Source organism: Aeromonas sp. QDB63 (assembly GCF_027707425.1).
GTDB classification, from domain to species: Bacteria; Pseudomonadota; Gammaproteobacteria; order Enterobacterales; family Aeromonadaceae; genus Aeromonas; species Aeromonas caviae.
On the sequence record NZ_JAPCIS010000004.1, the window covers coordinates 58838 to 77736 of the forward strand.

Annotated in this window: 14 protein-coding genes; all 14 read left to right on the forward strand. The window is 39.5% G+C overall.

Annotation, left to right across the window (positions count from 1 at the left end; all coding sequences use genetic code 11):
• Positions 1-2 precede the first annotated feature (2 nt).
• The 14 genes from PG879_RS04245 (at position 3) to PG879_RS04310 (ending at position 18823) form a co-directional block, all read left to right on the forward strand.
• Positions 3-3392 carry a GT99 family glycosyltransferase N-terminal domain-containing protein gene (locus PG879_RS04245; RefSeq protein WP_270829812.1) on the forward strand — a complete coding sequence of 1130 codons (3390 nt, stop codon included), beginning with the start codon at positions 3-5 and terminating at the stop codon, positions 3390-3392.
• Between the two features lie 4 nt (positions 3393-3396).
• The gene (locus tag PG879_RS04250) at positions 3397-4458 is read left to right on the forward strand and encodes an acyltransferase family protein (RefSeq protein WP_270829813.1); all 1062 of its coding nucleotides are present in this window, start codon (positions 3397-3399) and stop codon (positions 4456-4458) included.
• 1 nt (position 4459) lies between these two features.
• Positions 4460-5266 (forward strand): glycosyltransferase family 2 protein, encoded by an 807-nt coding sequence (locus tag PG879_RS04255; protein ID WP_270829814.1) that lies wholly within the window; start codon positions 4460-4462, stop codon positions 5264-5266.
• Positions 5266-6216: a UDP-glucose 4-epimerase family protein gene (locus tag PG879_RS04260; RefSeq protein WP_080770108.1), complete on the forward strand. Its 951-nt coding sequence runs from the start codon at positions 5266-5268 to the stop codon at positions 6214-6216. Before PG879_RS04255 ends, PG879_RS04260 begins: the two co-directional genes overlap by 1 nt.
• 153 nt (positions 6217-6369) lie before the next feature.
• Positions 6370-7251, forward strand: a complete 882-nt coding sequence (locus tag PG879_RS04265; protein WP_270829815.1) for an MraY family glycosyltransferase — start codon at positions 6370-6372, stop codon at positions 7249-7251.
• Positions 7248-9233: a polysaccharide biosynthesis protein gene (locus PG879_RS04270; RefSeq protein ID WP_270829816.1), complete on the forward strand. Its 1986-nt coding sequence runs from the start codon at positions 7248-7250 to the stop codon at positions 9231-9233. The genes PG879_RS04265 and PG879_RS04270 overlap by 4 nt, the downstream gene beginning before the upstream one ends.
• Positions 9234-9851: 618 nt before the next feature.
• A complete protein-coding gene (locus PG879_RS04275; protein ID WP_270829818.1) occupies positions 9852-10868 on the forward strand; it encodes a sugar transferase in 1017 nt (338 codons plus the stop codon).
• A gap of 724 nt (positions 10869-11592) precedes the next feature.
• Positions 11593-12306, forward strand: coding sequence for a serine acetyltransferase (locus PG879_RS04280; protein WP_270829819.1), 714 nt, complete (start codon positions 11593-11595; stop codon positions 12304-12306).
• On the forward strand, positions 12296-13504 hold the full coding sequence (locus tag PG879_RS04285) for a hypothetical protein (protein WP_270829820.1): 1209 nt from the start codon (positions 12296-12298) through the stop codon (positions 13502-13504). Before PG879_RS04280 ends, PG879_RS04285 begins: the two co-directional genes overlap by 11 nt.
• A gap of 14 nt (positions 13505-13518) precedes the next feature.
• A complete protein-coding gene (locus tag PG879_RS04290) occupies positions 13519-14613 on the forward strand; it encodes an EpsG family protein (protein ID WP_270829821.1) in 1095 nt (364 codons plus the stop codon).
• Positions 14610-15704, forward strand: a complete 1095-nt coding sequence (locus PG879_RS04295) for a glycosyltransferase family 4 protein (protein ID WP_270829822.1) — start codon at positions 14610-14612, stop codon at positions 15702-15704. Before PG879_RS04290 ends, PG879_RS04295 begins: the two co-directional genes overlap by 4 nt.
• Complete coding sequence (locus tag PG879_RS04300; protein WP_270829824.1) at positions 15701-16717, forward strand: glycosyltransferase family 4 protein; 1017 nt, start codon at positions 15701-15703, stop codon at positions 16715-16717. The genes PG879_RS04295 and PG879_RS04300 overlap by 4 nt, the downstream gene beginning before the upstream one ends.
• Positions 16684-18084 (forward strand): hypothetical protein, encoded by a 1401-nt coding sequence (locus PG879_RS04305; protein ID WP_270829825.1) that lies wholly within the window; start codon positions 16684-16686, stop codon positions 18082-18084. Before PG879_RS04300 ends, PG879_RS04305 begins: the two co-directional genes overlap by 34 nt.
• Positions 18074-18823 carry a glycosyltransferase family 2 protein gene (locus tag PG879_RS04310; protein WP_270829826.1) on the forward strand — a complete coding sequence of 250 codons (750 nt, stop codon included), beginning with the start codon at positions 18074-18076 and terminating at the stop codon, positions 18821-18823. The genes PG879_RS04305 and PG879_RS04310 overlap by 11 nt, the downstream gene beginning before the upstream one ends.
• Positions 18824-18899 lie beyond the last annotated feature (76 nt).

Consider the following 18899-nt stretch of genomic DNA (forward strand, 5'->3'; position numbering starts at 1 on the left):
CCATGCTGGCTGCTTTTCTACCTCCTTATCCTTTTCGTGCCCAAGCTGCACCTTATCTTTGGTGCTATTACCGTTTACTTTGTGAGTGGGCTGATGAATCTGCTTTCTTTATTACCGGGCGTGATTATGTCCGGGCTCCTAGTGATTGGGACGGTCGCTGGGAATGTGATCATGCAGTACAATCTCGGTTGGGATATTCCTTGCCAGTTAATGCCATGCCTGAGCAACATCATTATGCATGGCTGAATGAGAATAGATTTGATGATTGGCTGAATAAGCTCAATGGTAATCCGATAGAGGCGTTTCGGCGTTTCTTGTGTGAGCGCGATGCGGCTTTTGAGCGTGAGCTTGAGGGGTTACTGGATACAGCTCCGGCTAAACTTGAAGCCATCGTCACTATATGTAATGTCGCTTCACTGGAGGCGGTGTGTGCTGCCCGTGGTATTCCTGTCATCCATATTGAATTGGGTCCACTGCGTGGCCCCCTGTATCGTGAGACCGGGTATGTCGATTTTCGCGGTGTCAATGGCAACTCTGAGTCAGCACAACGTTATTCCCTCTGTGATGATTGGCAATTGTCACTCACAACACGAGAGCTATTGCATTTTTTCTTGACTCATCCCGAAACTTGCCAGAGTTTGCCTGCTCAAACCACTTATGAATGTGGGGCGGTGTTGCAAGTTGAAGACGACTCTAATCTGGTTGCTTATGGCAATGGAATGAGCAATCTCGCACTGCTTGCTGCCGCACGTCAGAAAGTGGCAGCACATGATCTGCTTGTTCGCGCCCATCCGGGAAGTCCATTTGCGCTTAAAGCTGCGCAGATCAATCTCGATGACTCACCTAATAGTCTATATTTTGTTGCTTTGTGTCGAAAGATATTAACTGTCAACTCCAGCGTAGGACTGGAGGCGCTTTTACTTGACAAGTCACTAACGGTATGGGGTGATAATTCTTACAATTTTATATTGGAAGCGCATGATGATGCTGAACGTATAAAACGGCTCAGTTTCTATCTATTTGGATATTTGGTGCCCTATTCATTACAGTTAAAACCTGCATATTTACGCTTTCGATTGGGCGAACCTGAACAGCACGATATAATTCTTTGCCATGTGAGTGAATACATGCAACAAGATCACCTTGATCCAAAATTATTTGATGGTCTACCCTCTTCGGTTCAAGCTGCAGTTTCTATACAGTTTGCCAATCTTGCTCGTGATCATCAGGCTGATGCTCGAGCGTGGCAAGAGCGTAATGCTGAATTGGCAACTGCGTTGTCTGAACAAGCAGAGTTACATACCAAGCATCTATCTGATTATGAGTCTGAGATTGCTCGTCAATATCAGGAGTCTCTTTCTATCATTGAGAGACAGCAGCAAAGTATTGATGAAGCACAACAGCAGGCCACTAAACAAAAGGAAATGTTCTCTGAGCGATTGGTAACTATCTCTAAACAAGCCGAGTTTTCATCTCGCCAAGTCAATGCTCTTGAAAATCAACTTCAGCATCAGGATGCGCTCTTTCAAGCTTGGCAACAACAAGTGACAACCAGTTTGTCCTGGCGGATAACAATGCCTTTAAGAGTGATGGGCCGGTTGATGCGTGGTGATGTTGTTGCATTACAACATGGCTGGCGACAAGTATGCAGCGAAGGAGGCCGGCGTGGTAAACTGGCGCGCATGATCCGCCCGTTAGTGCGTCCTATGGTTATTCTTGCCAGAGACCCATCATTATTAATGAAAGGATGGCGCAATTTGCGACATCATGGAATCAGAGAGACGTTACATCGCATTAGCCATGTATTGGGTCATCAGTCTCACTATGCCACGCCAGAGGTTATTTCTCTGGGAGATAAAGATACTGCTGAGTTAGTTATTCTAACAACTACGCATTGTGGTTATCTTGCCGAATTGATGTGTGCAAGTTTGAAGAAAGTGAATATTCAGGCTGTAGTTCAATATCAAATGCCTGAAGAAGGTTACTTGGATGTCTTGCATATCGTCATCTGTCCACAGATGTTCCCTGTTTTACCTGGGCAATATATCGCTTATCAACTTGAGCAGTCAGTCAGTTCTCGTTGGTTCACTGACGATTACCTTGCTCGTCTGGAAAATTCCCTGGCCATTTTCGACTACTCTTTAAAGAATATTGCCTTTTTGCAAGATAAAGGATTGAGCTATCGCCAGCTCTATCATCTGCCTGTGGGTTTTCTTCCGCGCGAGCTTGCCGACTCGGTTCCTGAGACGGTTGATGTGTTATTTTATGGTGACATTAATAATGATAGACGTAGAGCCTATGTTGCGGAGCTTAAAAAGCATTTTTCAGTGAAAATCATCAATGATCTTTTTGGTGATGCGTTGTATGCTGAAATGGCAAAAGCAAAGGTGATTGTTAATATTCATTATTATGAAGGCGCGCTACTGGAAACAACCAGAATATACGAGTGTTTGTCGCAAAATAAAATTATTGTATCTGAAGAAAGTGCAGATATGGATGAGCATTCAGCATTGTTTCCCCTAGTCGATTTTGTGCCAATCAATAATATTGATGAAATGGTAGAGCGAGTTCGCTACTGGGTTAGTGATGATGTTAGACGGAATAAGCGAAGCGTTCAATTAAGAAAGGCATGTGTAGAGACTCCTGATGTTTTTTCATATTATTTTCTGAGAGCATTTTTAGCTCACGATCTTATCACGTATGAACAATTTTATACTGCAGTGGGAGATTCAATTAGTTTTGATTCGGATATGGTATGTTTAGGACTCCCTGAAACAGTCTCCCGACGTGCGGATTTTGATAATGACAATCATTATGGGATTCAGTATTTCCCTGGTCTAAGGCATCGTCTTGGATGGGTTGGCTGTGGTTTGAGTTATAAATTTCTCTTGCATCGCGCAAAAGACCTAGGGCTTGAACGTATAATGATTTGCGAAGATGATATTGAATTTCCTGAGCATTTTTTATCTCGTCTGAAAAGTGTAAATGAGTATCTCAATGAACGAAAAGATTGGGATCTTTTCTCGGGACTGATAGCTAACTTGCATCAAGATACTAATATCTTGGCGTGTATGGACTATAATGGCCAAAAATATGTTACGATTGACAAAATGACTAGTACGGTAATGAATATCTATTCCAGAGATTTCTATGAAAAGCTCTTGGGTTGGGATGATCGAAATCATGATGCAAAAACTAATACAATAGATCGTTATATTGAAAGTCGCAGTGATCTACATGTAATTACTACACCAAAATTTTTAGTAGGACATAAAGAAGAGTTGGATTCCACATTGTGGGGCTTTAATAACAGCACATACCGTGAAATGATTGCGGAAAGTGAAAGGCTTTTGGGGCTAAAGTTAGATGAATTCAGCTCTAAACAATCGTGATAGTATGAAAAGCAATCACTGGCTCGACATTTGTCGAGCTAGTGCTATCCTTTTAGTGTTGCTTTCACATGGTCGTCGTCTATTGTTTCCTGTTTTTCCAGATGCACAGCTTTTTAAATTTGGTGGTTTTCTCGGGGTTGAGATATTCTTTGTGTTATCTGGTTTTTTAATAGGCTCAATTATTATAGAAAAGAGTTCTAAAAGTGATAGCCGTTGGCACTGGATTCCTAAATTTTGGGGGCGTCGTTTTTTACGGACCTATCCCAACTATTTATTGTTCTTACTCTTAAATTGGCTGATTATTGACACATGGCGACCTGAATCGGCGCCAGAATTATGGCGATATATGACATTTACGCAAAGCTTGTTATCGCCCCATCCTGATTTTTTTGGTGAAGCGTGGAGTTTGGTAATTGAAGAGATTTTTTATTTATCTATTCCATTAATAATGCTCATTACTTGGCGAAGTTCTGCTGTACAGGCATTGTTGGTTACTCTTTTAATATTGTTAGTGTTTTCTTTGATGATGCGCATAATATTTGTGTGTTTAGAGCCTGGTTTGTCATTTAATCAAGTTAGATCAACAGCATTATTACGTCTTGATTCAATTATGATTGGGGTCTTAACCTCTTATTTTTATTACCATGGTAAACTATTGCGAGATGCAACAATTAAGGCTGCACCTTTCTTAGCTTTGTTGCTAATACCCGTTATTATTATCTCGATGCAGCCAGATGAAGTTATGGATGACAGCTTTTTATTAAAAATTTTATTATTTCCAATAGCGAATATCGCTGCCGCTGGTCTGCTTGTTTGTGGTCTTGAATTAAGAGTTGGTAATTTATTTTATAGATTTGTAAAGCCAATTGCCAGATGGTCATATTCTGCGTATCTCGTAAATTTATTAGTGTTAAGTGCTATGGGTTTCTATTTTCCAAATGTGACTGAGGATACGGCTATTTTATATTGGCTTGGTTTTATATTTGCTACGCTAATTGTCTCGGCAGTTATTTATAACGTTTTTGAACGCAATATTTTACTGTGGCGTGATCACTGGATTAAATAGCATGTGCCAATATCATTTATCTATTTCCGTGGTTGCTTATTGCACTGAAAAGTCAATAATAACAACAACTTTCAAAAAATTACAGAGAGCAGTAACCGATGCTGGGGTAGTAAGTTCCTTGATAGTTGTAGACCACTCTCCATCGAGTGATTTTGCTATTAAATATGAAGATGTAAGCAAGAGTTTTATAGGTGATCATGACTTGATTTTTGCACAGTCAAATCCTGGGTTTGGGGCCGGTCATAACCGTGCATTACAGACTGATGCTAAATATCATCTTATCCTGAACCCTGATCTTGAAGTTGCTCCAGATGCACTGAAAAACGCACTAGAGTTTATGGAGCAACATCCGGATTGTGGATTACTGACGCCTTTCGCTACGTGGGAATATGGTGAGGTACAACGGCTTTGCAAGCGCTATCCAACCGTGTTGGATTTATTGCTGCGTGGTTTTGCTCCTGCATTTGTAAAGAAGTTATTCCAGACGCGCTTGGCAAAATATGAGATGGCAGATCAGCTCAACAATCATGATGTGCTGTGGGACCCACCCATTGTCAGTGGTTGTTTTATGCTGTTTCGCACAGATGTATTGCAGCAGCTCGAAGGGTTTGACCCTCGCTTTTTTCTCTATTTTGAAGATTTTGACATCAGTTTGCGGGCTGGAAAGATCAGCCGGATTGCTTATGTCCCTCAGGTGAAGGTTGTTCATCATGGTGGTCATGCATCGCGCAAAGGTTGGCGGCATATCTGGATGTTTGGGCGCTCTATGGTGACTTTCTTCAATATTCACGGTTGGCGTTGGTGGTAATGTCAGATATCAAAAGTACAGTCTTGGTAACAGGCGCCAACGGATTTGTTGGCAAGGCGGTCTGTGAACACCTGCTGAGTCTGGGTGTGAATGTGAAAGGTGCGGTGCGAAGTCACCCGCTTGCTTCGTATCACATCAACGCTCCCTCTTTGACAGCAGATGCAAACTGGACAACCCAATTACAACAGGTGGATGTTGTCATTCACTGTGCCGCCAGGGTGCATGTGATGTCTGATAAGGAAGCAGATCCTCTAACAGCGTTTCGAGCGGTAAATACAATTGGCACATTAAATCTCGCAAACCAGGCCGCAGATGCTGGTGTTAAGCGCTTCATATTTATTAGCTCGATTAAAGTAAATGGTGAGCAGACTGAGCCCGGTAAGCCGTTTGATGAACATGTCCAGAATCCACCACAAGACCCTTATGGCCGCTCAAAATATGATGCAGAGCAAGGGCTGATGGCACTTGCTAAGAAGTGTGGTATGGCTGTCACCATTATCCGGCCTCCTCTTATTTATGGTAAGGGTGTGAAGGCTAATTTTGCCAGCATGTTAAAGATGGTGCATACCGGTTTTCCACTCCCCTTTGCCCGTTTGAAAAATGCACGGAGTTTATTGGCATTACCCAATTTATGCGATTTCATTGCTCGTGCGATAGATCATCCTGCTACCGTGAATCAGATTTTTTTGGTCGCAGATCCAGTTCCTGTTTCGACATCTGAAATGCTGATAGCTATTGCTGATGCTGAAGGTGTCCCTTCTCGACTGTTTTATATTCCATCAATTCTGGTAAGAGGGATTGGCCGTTGCTTTGGGATTGATGCCAAATTGCAGCGGATCTATGGCTCTCTAGAAATGGATACGGGCAAGGCTCAGAGGCAGCTACAATGGTCGGCTCCTTATACGTTTTCTCAGGCTTTATCCCTGATGGCATCTTCCAAAAATGAGTAGTTTGTGATGCTGACATTTCCGTTACTTCTAGTTTTATGTTTGTTTTTCTCCACTATCATGACCGGCTTATTTAAGCGCTACGGTCAGAGCCGTCTTCTTGACCAACCCAATCATCGCAGCTCACATCATATCCCTACGCCGAGAGGTGGAGGTATGGCGATTGTCGCTACATTTCTATTGGCTTCTCCTTTTCTCGTCGTGAGCCAGGAGCCGGATTCGTATGGGGTGCATTATGGAAGCTTGCTATTGATATGGATTGCAGCACTGGGCATCGCACTAGTTGGTTTTATCGATGATCACCTGTCTCTTGAGCCAAAAACTCGTTTAATTGTCCAAAGTCTTTCTGCTGCATTGGTTGTATTAGCTGTTGATGGATTGCCAGAGCTGACTTTCTTTGGGTGGCAGCTAAATCTTGCCTGGTTTGGTTATGCGCTGGCATGGTTAGGTGTGATCTGGTTTATCAATCTTTACAACTTCATGGATGGCATCGATGGCCTGGCTGCCGGTGAGGCCGTGACTGTCTGTATCGTCATGGCGTTACTGCATTACCTTTTAGGAAGTGAGTGGCCGTTTGCGAGTTTGACCCTGTTGCTGGGGGCTTCTGCTGCGGGCTTTTTGTGCTGGAATTTTCCACCGGCCAAGATCTTCATGGGAGATGGAGGCAGTGGCTTCCTTGGTATGATGCTCGCATCCCTGATGTTGCTTGATGCAAGTTTCGCCCCCCAATTCCTGTGGGCGTGGCTTGTCATGCTCGGCGTCTTTGTCGTTGATGCTACCTGGACTTTACTGAACCGCTATCGTCTCAAATGTCGCCTGAGTGAAGCTCATCGAACTCACGCATTTCAATATGCTGCAAGGCACTGGAAAAGTCATCGTAACGTGACACTGATGGTCCTCTTCATAAATGTGCTTTGGCTTGCACCTATTGCTGCCATGATTGTTGTGGGGTGGCTTGATGGCGTGTTGGGTCTGATTATTGCCTACTTACCGCTAACTTATCTCGCATTTTGCCTAAAGGCAGGAGTACCTGAATGAGCACAGATTTTTGGCCGGGAGGTAGCTGGTTACTTACCTGCCTTGGTTCCTTGTCACGAGCCAGCAAACGAGCAATATCTGTCTCAGTAGATACGTTATTGATTACCATGGCATATTGGGGGGCATATTGGATCAGACTTGAAAATAGCTGGCCAATCGCAAGCCCCCATCATTGGGCCCTTTTGTGTGCAATTATTGTCCTCAGTATTAGTGTCTTTGTTCGGCTGGGTTTGTATCGTGCAATCTTGCGATATGTTAGCTTTCGAGTGCTCTGGACAATCTCATTAGGTGCATTTGTTTCAACGAGCTTTTTTGTTATCTCTGCGTTTTACTTCGATATCTTCCTGCCCAGAACCGTATCGGTCATCTATCTCTCATTTTTGGTGTTGATGGTCGGTGGTGTGCGGTTGTTCTTTCGGGCACTGTTGAATACTACTCGTTTGGCGCGTACACAGGTGCTGATCTACGGTGCGGGTTCCTCGGGGCGGCAGTTGCAAGTGGCTTTGTTGCAAGGCAATGAGTTTTACCCAGTTGCTTTTGTGGATGATGACCCTGCCAAACAAGGATGCGTTATTCAGGGATGTACCGTATACAACAGTGCTCAGCTCCCCACCCTGATTGATCACCATGGGGTGAAGAAGATCCTGTTGGCCATGCCAAGCAGCACCAGGGCTCGTCGCCAGGAAGTGATCAATGCACTTGAGCCTCTCTCTTGTGAAGTGCTGTCTATCCCGGGTATGGCCGATCTGGTCAATGGCTCTGCCCGTATTGATCAGCTTAATGAAGTCTCCATCGACGATCTGTTGGGTAGAGACCCGGTAGAGCCGGTGACGACATTGATGGAAGCCAACATCACAGGCAAAGCGGTCATGGTGACGGGGGCTGGGGGCTCTATTGGATCGGAGCTCTGTCGCCAGATCTTGCGGTGCCGGCCATCCACCTTGGTTCTGTTCGAACTGTCTGAATACGCCCTCTATGTCTTGCACAAAAACCTGCGTGAACAGTGCGAACGTGAGGGAATTGAAACAGAGCTGGCTCCGTTACTGGGCTCGGTGCAGCGCCAGCACCGCTTCAAGACGGTGATGCAGAGCTTTCGGATCCAGACTATCTACCATACTGCCGCTTACAAGCATGTGCCCTTGGTCGAGTTCAATATCATAGAAGGGGTGCGCAATAATGTATTTGGCACTCTTTATGCTGCTCAAGCAGCCATTGAAGCGGAAGTTGAAACCTTTGTACTGATATCCACTGACAAAGCGGTACGCCCAACCAACACCATGGGGGCCAGCAAGCGCTTGGCCGAGCTCATCCTGCAAGCCTTGACCCGTGAAAAGCACAAAACCCGTTTTTGTATGGTGCGCTTTGGTAATGTGCTCGGATCTTCAGGCTCAGTGGTGCCATTGTTCAGACAACAGATAGACAAAGGTGGGCCTATTACTCTGACTCATCCCGATATCATTCGCTACTTCATGACAATACCGGAGGCTGCCCAGTTGGTTATCCAGGCGGGCGCGATGGGGGAGGGGGGCGATGTTTTTGTGCTCGATATGGGGCAGCCAGTCCGGATTATGGAGCTTGCAAAACGTATGATCCGTCTTAGCGGCCTGACGCTTCGCGATGAACTGCGGCCCGATGGCGACATTGCTATTGAGGTGACGGGGTTGCGGCCAGGTGAAAAACTCTATGAAGAATTGTTGATTGGGGATGATGCTAGAGGTACAGAACATCCCAGGATCATGGTGGCGCAAGAATGCTGGCTCCCCTGGTCAAGGCTGCGTCCCTTGCTGGCCTCGCTGGATGACGCCTGTCACCACTTTGATCAACAGAAAGTACGCGACATTCTGATGCACGCCCCTGCTGCGTTCGAACCAACAGACGGCATCTGTGACCTGGTCTGGCTTGCTAAACAACGTGATCTGCCAACAGACAATGTGGTTCCACTTCCTACACACAACATCGATTTTTATCTGGAAAATCAATGATATTCTATTATTACGCGCCTCATCAGACATCTTTTCAATTCAATTTCTGGTTGTTTTTTGAGCGATCAAAAACTGATTAGACCAGATTGACTACCCTTTTGAGCAAAGCATAGGTAAAATCACCCCGCCGATTCAAAATTAATCTTGTATCTTCTTGCGCTTAATAGGCTCAACATGATCATGGTTATAACCATAAAGTAAGCATAACGAGCGTCTCGCTGTCTTGTTTGCAAAGGTGTGCAGGATCAGAACGGTCATAAATCTTTGGCAAACTAAACAATATATCGACTGCGAGCGTACTGGGAGCTGTAACTCAGGGGCGGTAGCTTACTTTATTCAATGCTCTGCGTCATCATTTAATGACAATATTGTTTTTATAGCCGACTAGTCTGGTACTTGAGCAGTAGATTGTCAGAGCCGCTTTAGGTTAGGCACATGTTTGATACATATATTTGAATGAAGGCACAAAAAATGTGTTTTTGCAATACATTATTATCATTCAGATACTTAGATCACGTGCAATAACGAAATAACTGCTCACATGAGGTTGCTTGGTAGGCATACACAATAATTAAAATATTTGCCTTTCGGGATATTAAAACTAGAGAGTAAAGGGAAATGGATAATAAAATCAACAGCAGTGCTGCATTATGGAACGCAGCGAATGAAAAATTGACAGAGAAGATTCACTCACAAGATATTGGTCATCTCATACGTGAGCTGAAGCGAGTTCACATAAAAAGTGATGAGCTTTATGTGTATTGTAGTGATAGTGACAAGGCTCTTATTGAGCGAGTGCTAGCCGATTATCCGTTCACGTTGCATTTCAATGTGACGGACATGTCCCAGCTAAAAGGCAAAACCCTTGTGCATTACAAGAGTGGTGACCTTCCCGATGAACTGGCCGCAATGCTGGTGTTGGCCACCAAATATGGTGCTTACGTTGAGCCGTTGGTCAGTTATCTGGACCGTCGTTTCGGCCGCACTGAAGTGGAGTTGTTGCACAGCGGCTACTTCCTGCACATGAAATCTTTCTCCATCCTCTCCCGTCCATCCAATCGCATTGTCAAGCGTGCGCTGGATCTGGTCTCTGCCATTGCGCTCAGTCTGGTTGCCATTCCCATTGGCTTGCTTGCTGCGCTGGCCATCAAATTGGAATCACCTGGTCCCATCTTTTATCGTCAAGCCCGGGTTGGTCTGTTCAACCAGGAATTCGACGTCATCAAGTTTCGCTCTATGCGAAACGATGCCGAAAAAAATGGTGCTCAATGGGCAAGCAAGAACGACGCCCGAGTCACTCGTGTTGGCCGTTTCATTCGCAAGACCCGTATTGATGAACTGCCGCAACTGATCAACGTCTTTAAAGGCGAAATGTCTCTGGTTGGCCCAAGACCCGAGCGGGAAGTATTTATCAAAGAGCTGGAAGCTGTTATCCCGTACTATCGCTTCCGTCATGCGGTCAAGCCCGGCATTACCGGCCTGGCCCAGGTCAGCTACCCCTACGGGGCATCTATTGAAGATGCCGTATGGAAGCATAAATACGATATCTTCTATATCAAGCATCAAAGCCTGATGTTGGATATCAAGATCTTGCTGCTGACAGTTAAGACAGTGCTGTTTGGGATGGGGCGGTAGTTATTAATATTCAGAGCACCTATATTACTTTGTGAGTTAAAAGAAGGGGGCGAATAAAATCCTCGTGTGAGTTTATTAGCACCATGTGATTTTATGATGAAGTAAAATGCATATTTCAGATGCCACAGTGAATAGAGTCACAGCCTAAAGAGCAGGTTGCACAAAGAGACAATCTTAATCAAGTGGATAACCATGCTCAATGGTAAGGAATAGCTCGTTTTCTCGGAGGGCAGGCTATCTGGGTTGAAAAAACTGAGGAACTGGCTAACGTGAAGACTTACTGGGCTAATTCCACACGCTTTGACAGTTCAAAAAAATTCATAATTCATCCTCATAAAAGCAAGCTAGTTATTGCATTTGAAAAGCTCTGATCCAATATCTGAGATTGGATAAAACGTCCGTGCAAACTCATCAAATAACCATTTGACATTGTGAAGGCTCGATATAATGTGCTCCGGAAGAATTGCGACCAATGGATGATGTTTATGACGCCGGAAAATATTTTTCGATTAACCTGACTTTGCAGTTAGTGCCTCCAAATTTTGAAGCAATAAGAATTCAAAGGTAGATATGTCGCTCAAGATGGAGGTCAGACCAACTAACTTGGACGTGCTTCTACTAGTATTGTAGTCACAATTTAAGGGTTTTAGATGGACATCAGCGTTCATTTCAGCCTGAAATATTATAAGAAGTCTTGAGATAAGAAAATATCTTGCATCTATAGATGCAAGATATTTGTAGTGAAATTTATTCAGGAAGTTATTTAAAATATGTAACATTCACCACAAGTGAGGGCTTTATTTTGATAAAAACAAAAGGTGACCTTATCTTTTATTTGGAGGCTGATAGGTTTGCTCTAGGGCGAAAGAATAAAAAACCTGCGTTTTATGATAAAATATGGAGGTTTCAAATATGTCTAAGGAAGCTTGAATATCATTCAAACAATATTACATCCCCTCTTTCAAAAATACTTAAGAAATTTTATCAATATAAAAAATTCCAATTAAGCTATGAGTTGGGGTTTGATATACCTATTAATGTATTTGGCGCTGGGTTGAGGATAAATCACTTTGGGTATATAGTTATTCACCCATCAACCAGAGTCGGAATGTGGTGTGATATTCACCAAGGCGTTAATATTGGTGTGAATAACTCAGTAGAAGATCAAATGAAAGCACCCGTAATAGGTGATAACGTATGGATTGGACCAGGAGCAAAGATATTCGGTAATATAAATATCGGAGATAGAGTCCAAATCGGTGCAAACAGCGTAGTTAATAGGGGCATCCCTTCGGATATCACTATTGCTGGGATCCCAGCAAAAAAAATTAAAGATATAGGGACTGATGCTTCCAACATTACCGCCAACAGAAAAATAGCTGAGCAATTCTTTCAAAATAATCCAAGATATCAGAAGTACAAATATAATGTGGAGTGAGAAAATTCTAAAAGCTATCGGGCCATTAAAAGCTATACTTTCAACAGCGATAAACAATCTGGTTGTTGGAGTTGTGGGCGTATTTCTGGCTAAAAATACTACACCTATAGATTTTGCAAATTACGTTACATTTCTGACGGTATTTATTATAACCCAAGTGCTTTGGGATTTTGGTTCTACAACATCAATACTGAAAATAAAGTCATCAAGCATTATATCAAACTGGGAAAAGATTTTAGGGTTTAAGCTTTTAGTTTTGATTATATTATTTGTTGCGTTAGCTTCTTTATTGATGTTAGTTAATGTAAGCCTTGATGTTGGTATATTGTTGGCAGTAATTTCATCCTTGCTATTTTCAATCTGGAATACTCAAAGAATTAAGGAGCAAATTGAAGGGAACTTTAATCAATACGCTAAGTTAAACTTGCAGTTTGCAATTTTAAGGCTTGTATTTTCATTGTTTGGATTATACATAAACTCAGTGCCATGGTTGATTTTTTTCCTCTATGGTGCGCCCTCCCTGATACTAATTGTTAATAAAAGTTCACTGCGCTCAATAAAAAGTATTAAGTTATCGGAAGACTGGCTGAAAATACTTGAAATATATAAGTATGGCTATAGTGTGACATTATCAAATTTAGCATACATGTTATGTATACACTGGCCTGTTATTTACTTTAAGTTATACGGATTTAAATATGAAACGGCTTTTTTTGGTGCTGCATCCATGTTTAATGGTATAATTAATATTATATTTAGCACACTAAAACCATTTTGGATGAGAAAGGTGTGCACCTTCAAAAAAGAACACGCGAATGATACGTATAAAAAAATAGCCAGAAATATTCCGTTAGCTGTAAGTGTATCTTTTTTGTTATCGGCATCTCTATCTTTAACTATATATTTAATTGTGGGGGGGAAATACCAAGGTATATTAATTGTTGCTTATATAGTGCTACAAACCATGATGCTACTTGGATTGCTTGGTATTGTGAATGCTTTTGTTCATTACATAGAGCAACCAAAACTGGAAATGTACTTTAACATTTTTAGAGCGTTGACGATAATCATGGTGTTTATTGTATTCAAACCAAGCTTTACATATGCAATAATACTTTTTTCTATCAATCTACTACTGTTTGAAGTGATATATACAATTATGGTATATAAGAGGGTCATTCGTTATCAGCATTTCTAAAAGGCATATATAAGATGATTTTCTATCACTTATTATCTTTATTTCATATTACATCGATACTATCATTAGTTAGCAGAAATCGAGGCGTTGTTTTATTTTTTTCATGCGTGACAATTATTTTTTTTATATTGTTGAGCGGATTTAGATATTATGCTGATGCTGACTACGGCGCTTATGTCATTATATATGACCAAGTGCCTAAACTCGATGACTTCACAATGTCTAATGTCGCGGACATACATAGTGAAATAGGATTTAAGTTCTTTATATCTATTTTTAAATCATTTGATGTTTCTTATGAATTATTTTTCTTAGTTGTTGCTACATTATCTGTTCTAATTAAGGTTTTTTATTTTAAAAGGTTCTACTCACTTTCTTCTTCTGCTTTTTCAATGTGCCTCCTTTGGTACCTTACATTTAATTATTTCTCCTTTGATTTCATTCAAATAAGGATGGGGCTAGCTATTGGGGTTATTGGTTTTTCTACACTCTTTTATTTAAGGGGGGAAAATCTTAAGTCTCTTTTTATGATATTATTGGCCTCATTAATACATAGTGTGTCTATAATTTCATTGTTTGTTTTTTTATCAAAAAAGAGTAGGTTAAGTTGGCTATATGCAATAACTTCAGCTTTGTATTTACTTAGTTTTATTTCGAATTTTCAAAATTTACTATTAACGCTAATAACTCCACTATCATATATCAATGCTGACATAATACCATTATTTGAACGGACAATCCAAAACACCATGTTTGGACAGCCAGTAAGCCCGCTGCAGATAAGTCCTGTTAAGCACATGGCGATAATTAGTGCTTGCTATATTTTAAATAAAAAACTTGATGAAAATACCATACTTGTATTTAAAATATATTGTACAGGTTTCATTGTTTCTCTATTTTGTATAAATACAGAAATATTTTATTCTAGAATATCTTCAATATTCGACATTACAGAGCCAGTGCTTATTGCAATGATTATTAGAGATATATTTGGTATTCGCAATGAAAAAGTCGTACATTGTATTTTAATTGCAATGCTGTTTGTATTTTTTAACTATTATATAGTCCAATCAAATAGTATCTATCATTATAAAAGTTGGTTATCATGAAGTTAGTATTCATAACTGAATCCTTAGGTTCGGGTGGGGCTGAAAGAGTGTTGTGTAATGTTGTCAATGCTCTTTCAAATGAAGGTTTTGAATGTGATATTATAATATTCAAAGGGGATGAAGAGCCATTTTATGAATTAAATAAGAATGTAAGAATAATAAATTTGAATTATGCTTATAAAAATAAAAATATGTTTGGAGTCGTTGTAGAAAACATAATGCGGCTCATTAAGCTTAGAAAGGCTGTTAGTGACAATAAAGCTAATATCTACATCTCATTTATGGCTCACTGCAATGTAAGGGTTGCTATATCTTGCTTGTTGATGAAGCAGAAATTTGTTTTTTGTGAACATAATAATTATTTTGCGTTTAAAGGGTATATTAGGCGATGTCTAAGGCTTTTAGCTTATGCTATCCAGCCTAAAATCATAACAGTTCTTACTGATAGGGATAAGTCTAATTATCCTATCTTCCTACAAAATAAAATAAAAGTTTTGAAAAATCCTTTAGGAATAGAAGTGTCAGAGTTACAACTTCCTAGTTTAAATCAAAGGAAGAGAATTATATTAGCTGTAGGGAGGCTAACCAAGCAAAAAGGATATGAGCGGTTGCTTCTTATTTATAAAACATTAAAAAGTCGAGGGTTATCAGATGAATGGAAATTATATATAGCTGGAGAGGGTGAAGAGCGTGAATCTCTTATCGATATCGCTCTTGATTATAAAATAAACAACGATGTTTTCTTTCTTGGCAATGTACGTGATATCGCAGAGTTGTATAAACATTCTTCAATATATGTAATGACATCGCATTGGGAGGGTCTCCCAATGGTATTGGGTGAAGCGATGCAATTTGGTTTGCCTGTGTGCTCTTTTGATTGTCCAACAGGTCCAAGGGAGTTTATAACACAAGGTGTAAACGGTTATTTAATTGAGAATGGAGATATAGAGAAGTTTTGCTCTTGTATTGAAAATCTAATCTCAAATACGGATATTAGAGATTCATTTGGTAAGCAAGCTCGTATATCTAGTTACGACTATTCAATGTCTAACATAAAAAATGAATGGCTTCGGATTCTAAATAAATTATGATTCTATATTTCGGTAATAAATTATCTAAACATGGTGTAAACCCAACAACGGTGGAAACTCTTTCCCAAAAACTCTCGGATAAATTCCATATACTTACGTTTTCGGACAAAAAAAATAAAATATACCGTTTTTTTGATATGTTGTTTGGCCTAATTAAAAATCATGATAGCGCAAAGTTAGTGCTTATAGACACATATAGTTCATTGAATTTCTTCTATGCTTTTGCTATATCACAGATTTGTCGTTTACTAGATATCAAATATATTCCTATCCTTCATGGGGGTAATTTGCCACTTAAGCTAGTAAAAAACCGCAGAATGTCAAATATGATATTTGCTAATGCTTATATCAACGTAGCACCATCATTTTTTTTGTTTGATGAGTTTACAAAATCAGGATTTAGGGTTAAACATATACCTAATTGTATTAATATAGACGACTACCCAATTATAGAAAAGACATATGACTATCCGAGACTTATTTATGTTCGAGCGTTTGCTGAAATATATAACCCCTTGATGGCCGCAAGGGTATTAAAAAAGTTAGTAGAGCTTGATTCAAGAAGTAGACTTTATATGGTCGGACCAATTAAAGATAATTCTTATAAAGAATTCTCTAATTATATAAAAAAACAAAACCTACAAGATAACATCGAAGTTTATGGAATTCTAACTAGACAAGAATGGGTTAGGCAGTCAGCAAAATGTAACATATTCATTAACACAACAAACTTCGATAATACGCCTGTGAGCATTATCGAGGCTATGGCTTTAGGTTTCCCTATCGTATCTACAAATGTTGGGGGGATTCCATATATGATCAGCAACAATATTAATGGTATGCTGTGCAACCCAAATGACGATAATGAAATGGCTGATTCTGTTATTAAAATAATAAATAACTATGAATTACAGAGTAAAATGAAAGAAAACGCGATAGATTCAGCCAAGGCTTATTCTTGGGCGCGCGTTGAGCAGCAATGGCTAGAGTTACTGGAGGCGGTAGCGAAATGAGTTTTATATACCATCTACTACTTGAAAAAATAGTTTTTAACTTGTTTTCACTTAAACGGTACTCTGTTTTTTGGTATTTAAAACAGATTAAATTAGAATCAAGACTAAGTGAGCAGGATGTATATGGCATTCAGAAAAAAAGACTATCCTTAATACTAAGGCATGCTCTAACAACAGTTGATTTTTATAAGAGCATTAAAGGGTTGCACGAGCCATTCCAAGATCCTTATGACAAACTTCGTCAGTTTCCTATCATTGATAAATACAAACTTAATGATTTCAATGAGGCATTAAAATCTTCAAAATTTAAAGGTAAAAAAGTAATCTACTGCTTTAGTAGTGGTTCCTCAGGGTTAAGAAGTGAATGTATTTTATCAAAGCGTGAAATTGCTAAAGATAGGGCAATTCAGATTCTATGGTGGCAGTGGGCTGGTGTGAAATTTGGTTATCCAATATTACAAACTGGGATGGATGCGAAAAGAAGTTTATTTAAAAAGATAAAAGATATTGTATTTAGAACTAGATATATACATGCTTTCAGCATGAACAGTGACGATGTAAATAATATCCTAAGTAGCTATATGGATGTCAAGTATATAGTCGGGTATGCCTCATCTCTGTATAATATTTCTGAATTAGTAAATGAGGATATTAGTCAGAAGTTAAGCATAAAAGCATCCGTATCTTGGGGAGATAAATTGTTCTCAAAGTATAAGCATCAATTTAAACAAAAATTTGGAGTTACAATTAATGAGACTTATGGTTGTGCAGAGGGAATAAAAATGGCTGCCCAGCTCGACCTTGATTATATGTATATTATGTCTCCTAATATTATAGTTGAGATATTGGATGATAATGATAATCCAGTAAAAGATGGAGAGATGGGGCATGTTGTTATCACATCTTTAGATAGATATGCCATGCCTATGATACGTTATAAAATAGGTGATTTAGGGGTGTTGTTACCTAAGAATAAATACCCCAAAAATAGAAAGCTAAATTATCAGTTAATTGAAAAGATAATTGGGCGCGATACTGATATTGTTATTTTACCTGATAATTCAAAGTTAACCGTTCACTCTTTTACTGGTATTGTTGAATATATTGCAGAGATATCACAATTCAGGATAATTCAAAAAAATATAAACTCCATTGATTTTGAGTACATCACAAATAAAAAATTCGACAATATATCTATATGTGATGCAATTAAAGATCTTAACATAAAGTTTAAAGCGTTGATTAATCGTGATGACTTTTCAATTAATTTTTATGAGGTTGATTCCATTCCGTCTACAAAATCTGGTAAACCACAAATAATCTGCTCTGAAATATCAAAAATTAGGCTAGCCAATAATGAATGCTAACTTAGTATCGATTATAACTCCAACCTATAACGCAATCTCATATATCGAAAGTACATATTTTTCGATTACAAATCAAACTTATAAAAATTGGGAATGGATTGTTACAGATGATCTTTCAACTGACGGCACATATGAGTATCTTTTAAATTTGGAAAGTAAAGACTCTCGAGTGAAAGTTTTTAGAAATCTAAATAACTTTGGTCCTGCAGTTAGTCGAAATAATTCTATAGAAAAAGCAAATGGTAGGTATATCGCTTTTCTTGATTCTGATGACCTTTGGGCTCCTGAAAAATTAAAAACTCAAATTAATTTTATGTTGGTAAATAAGGTGCCTCTTTCATATTCAGATTATTCTTTTATTGACGAAAATGACGTCCTTATAGAAAGAGTTAGACGGGTACCAAATACATTAAACTACAAGGAGTTATTAAGGGAAAATAAAATAGGGTGTCTTACAGCTATCTATGACACACATGCCATAGGGAAAGTATTTATGCCTTTAATTAGAAAAAGACAAGACTATGGTCTTTGGTTAAATATTCTTAAGTTAGTCCCTAAAGCATATCGTTGCCCAGGCGTGCTAGCTGTATACAGAATAAGAAAAGAGTCTGTGTCAAGTAATAAAATTCACCTTTTAAAATATAATTTTGAGTTGTTTTACAAGCATCAAAATATTTCATTCTTAACGTCGTTGTTATATGTTTTCGTTAATGCATTCAATAAATTTAAATCAATGTGAAATTATTAGTTGGTAATGAATTTAATTCGAAATTTATTCTACTCGCATAGAGATATTTCATCGATTGGAGTAAATA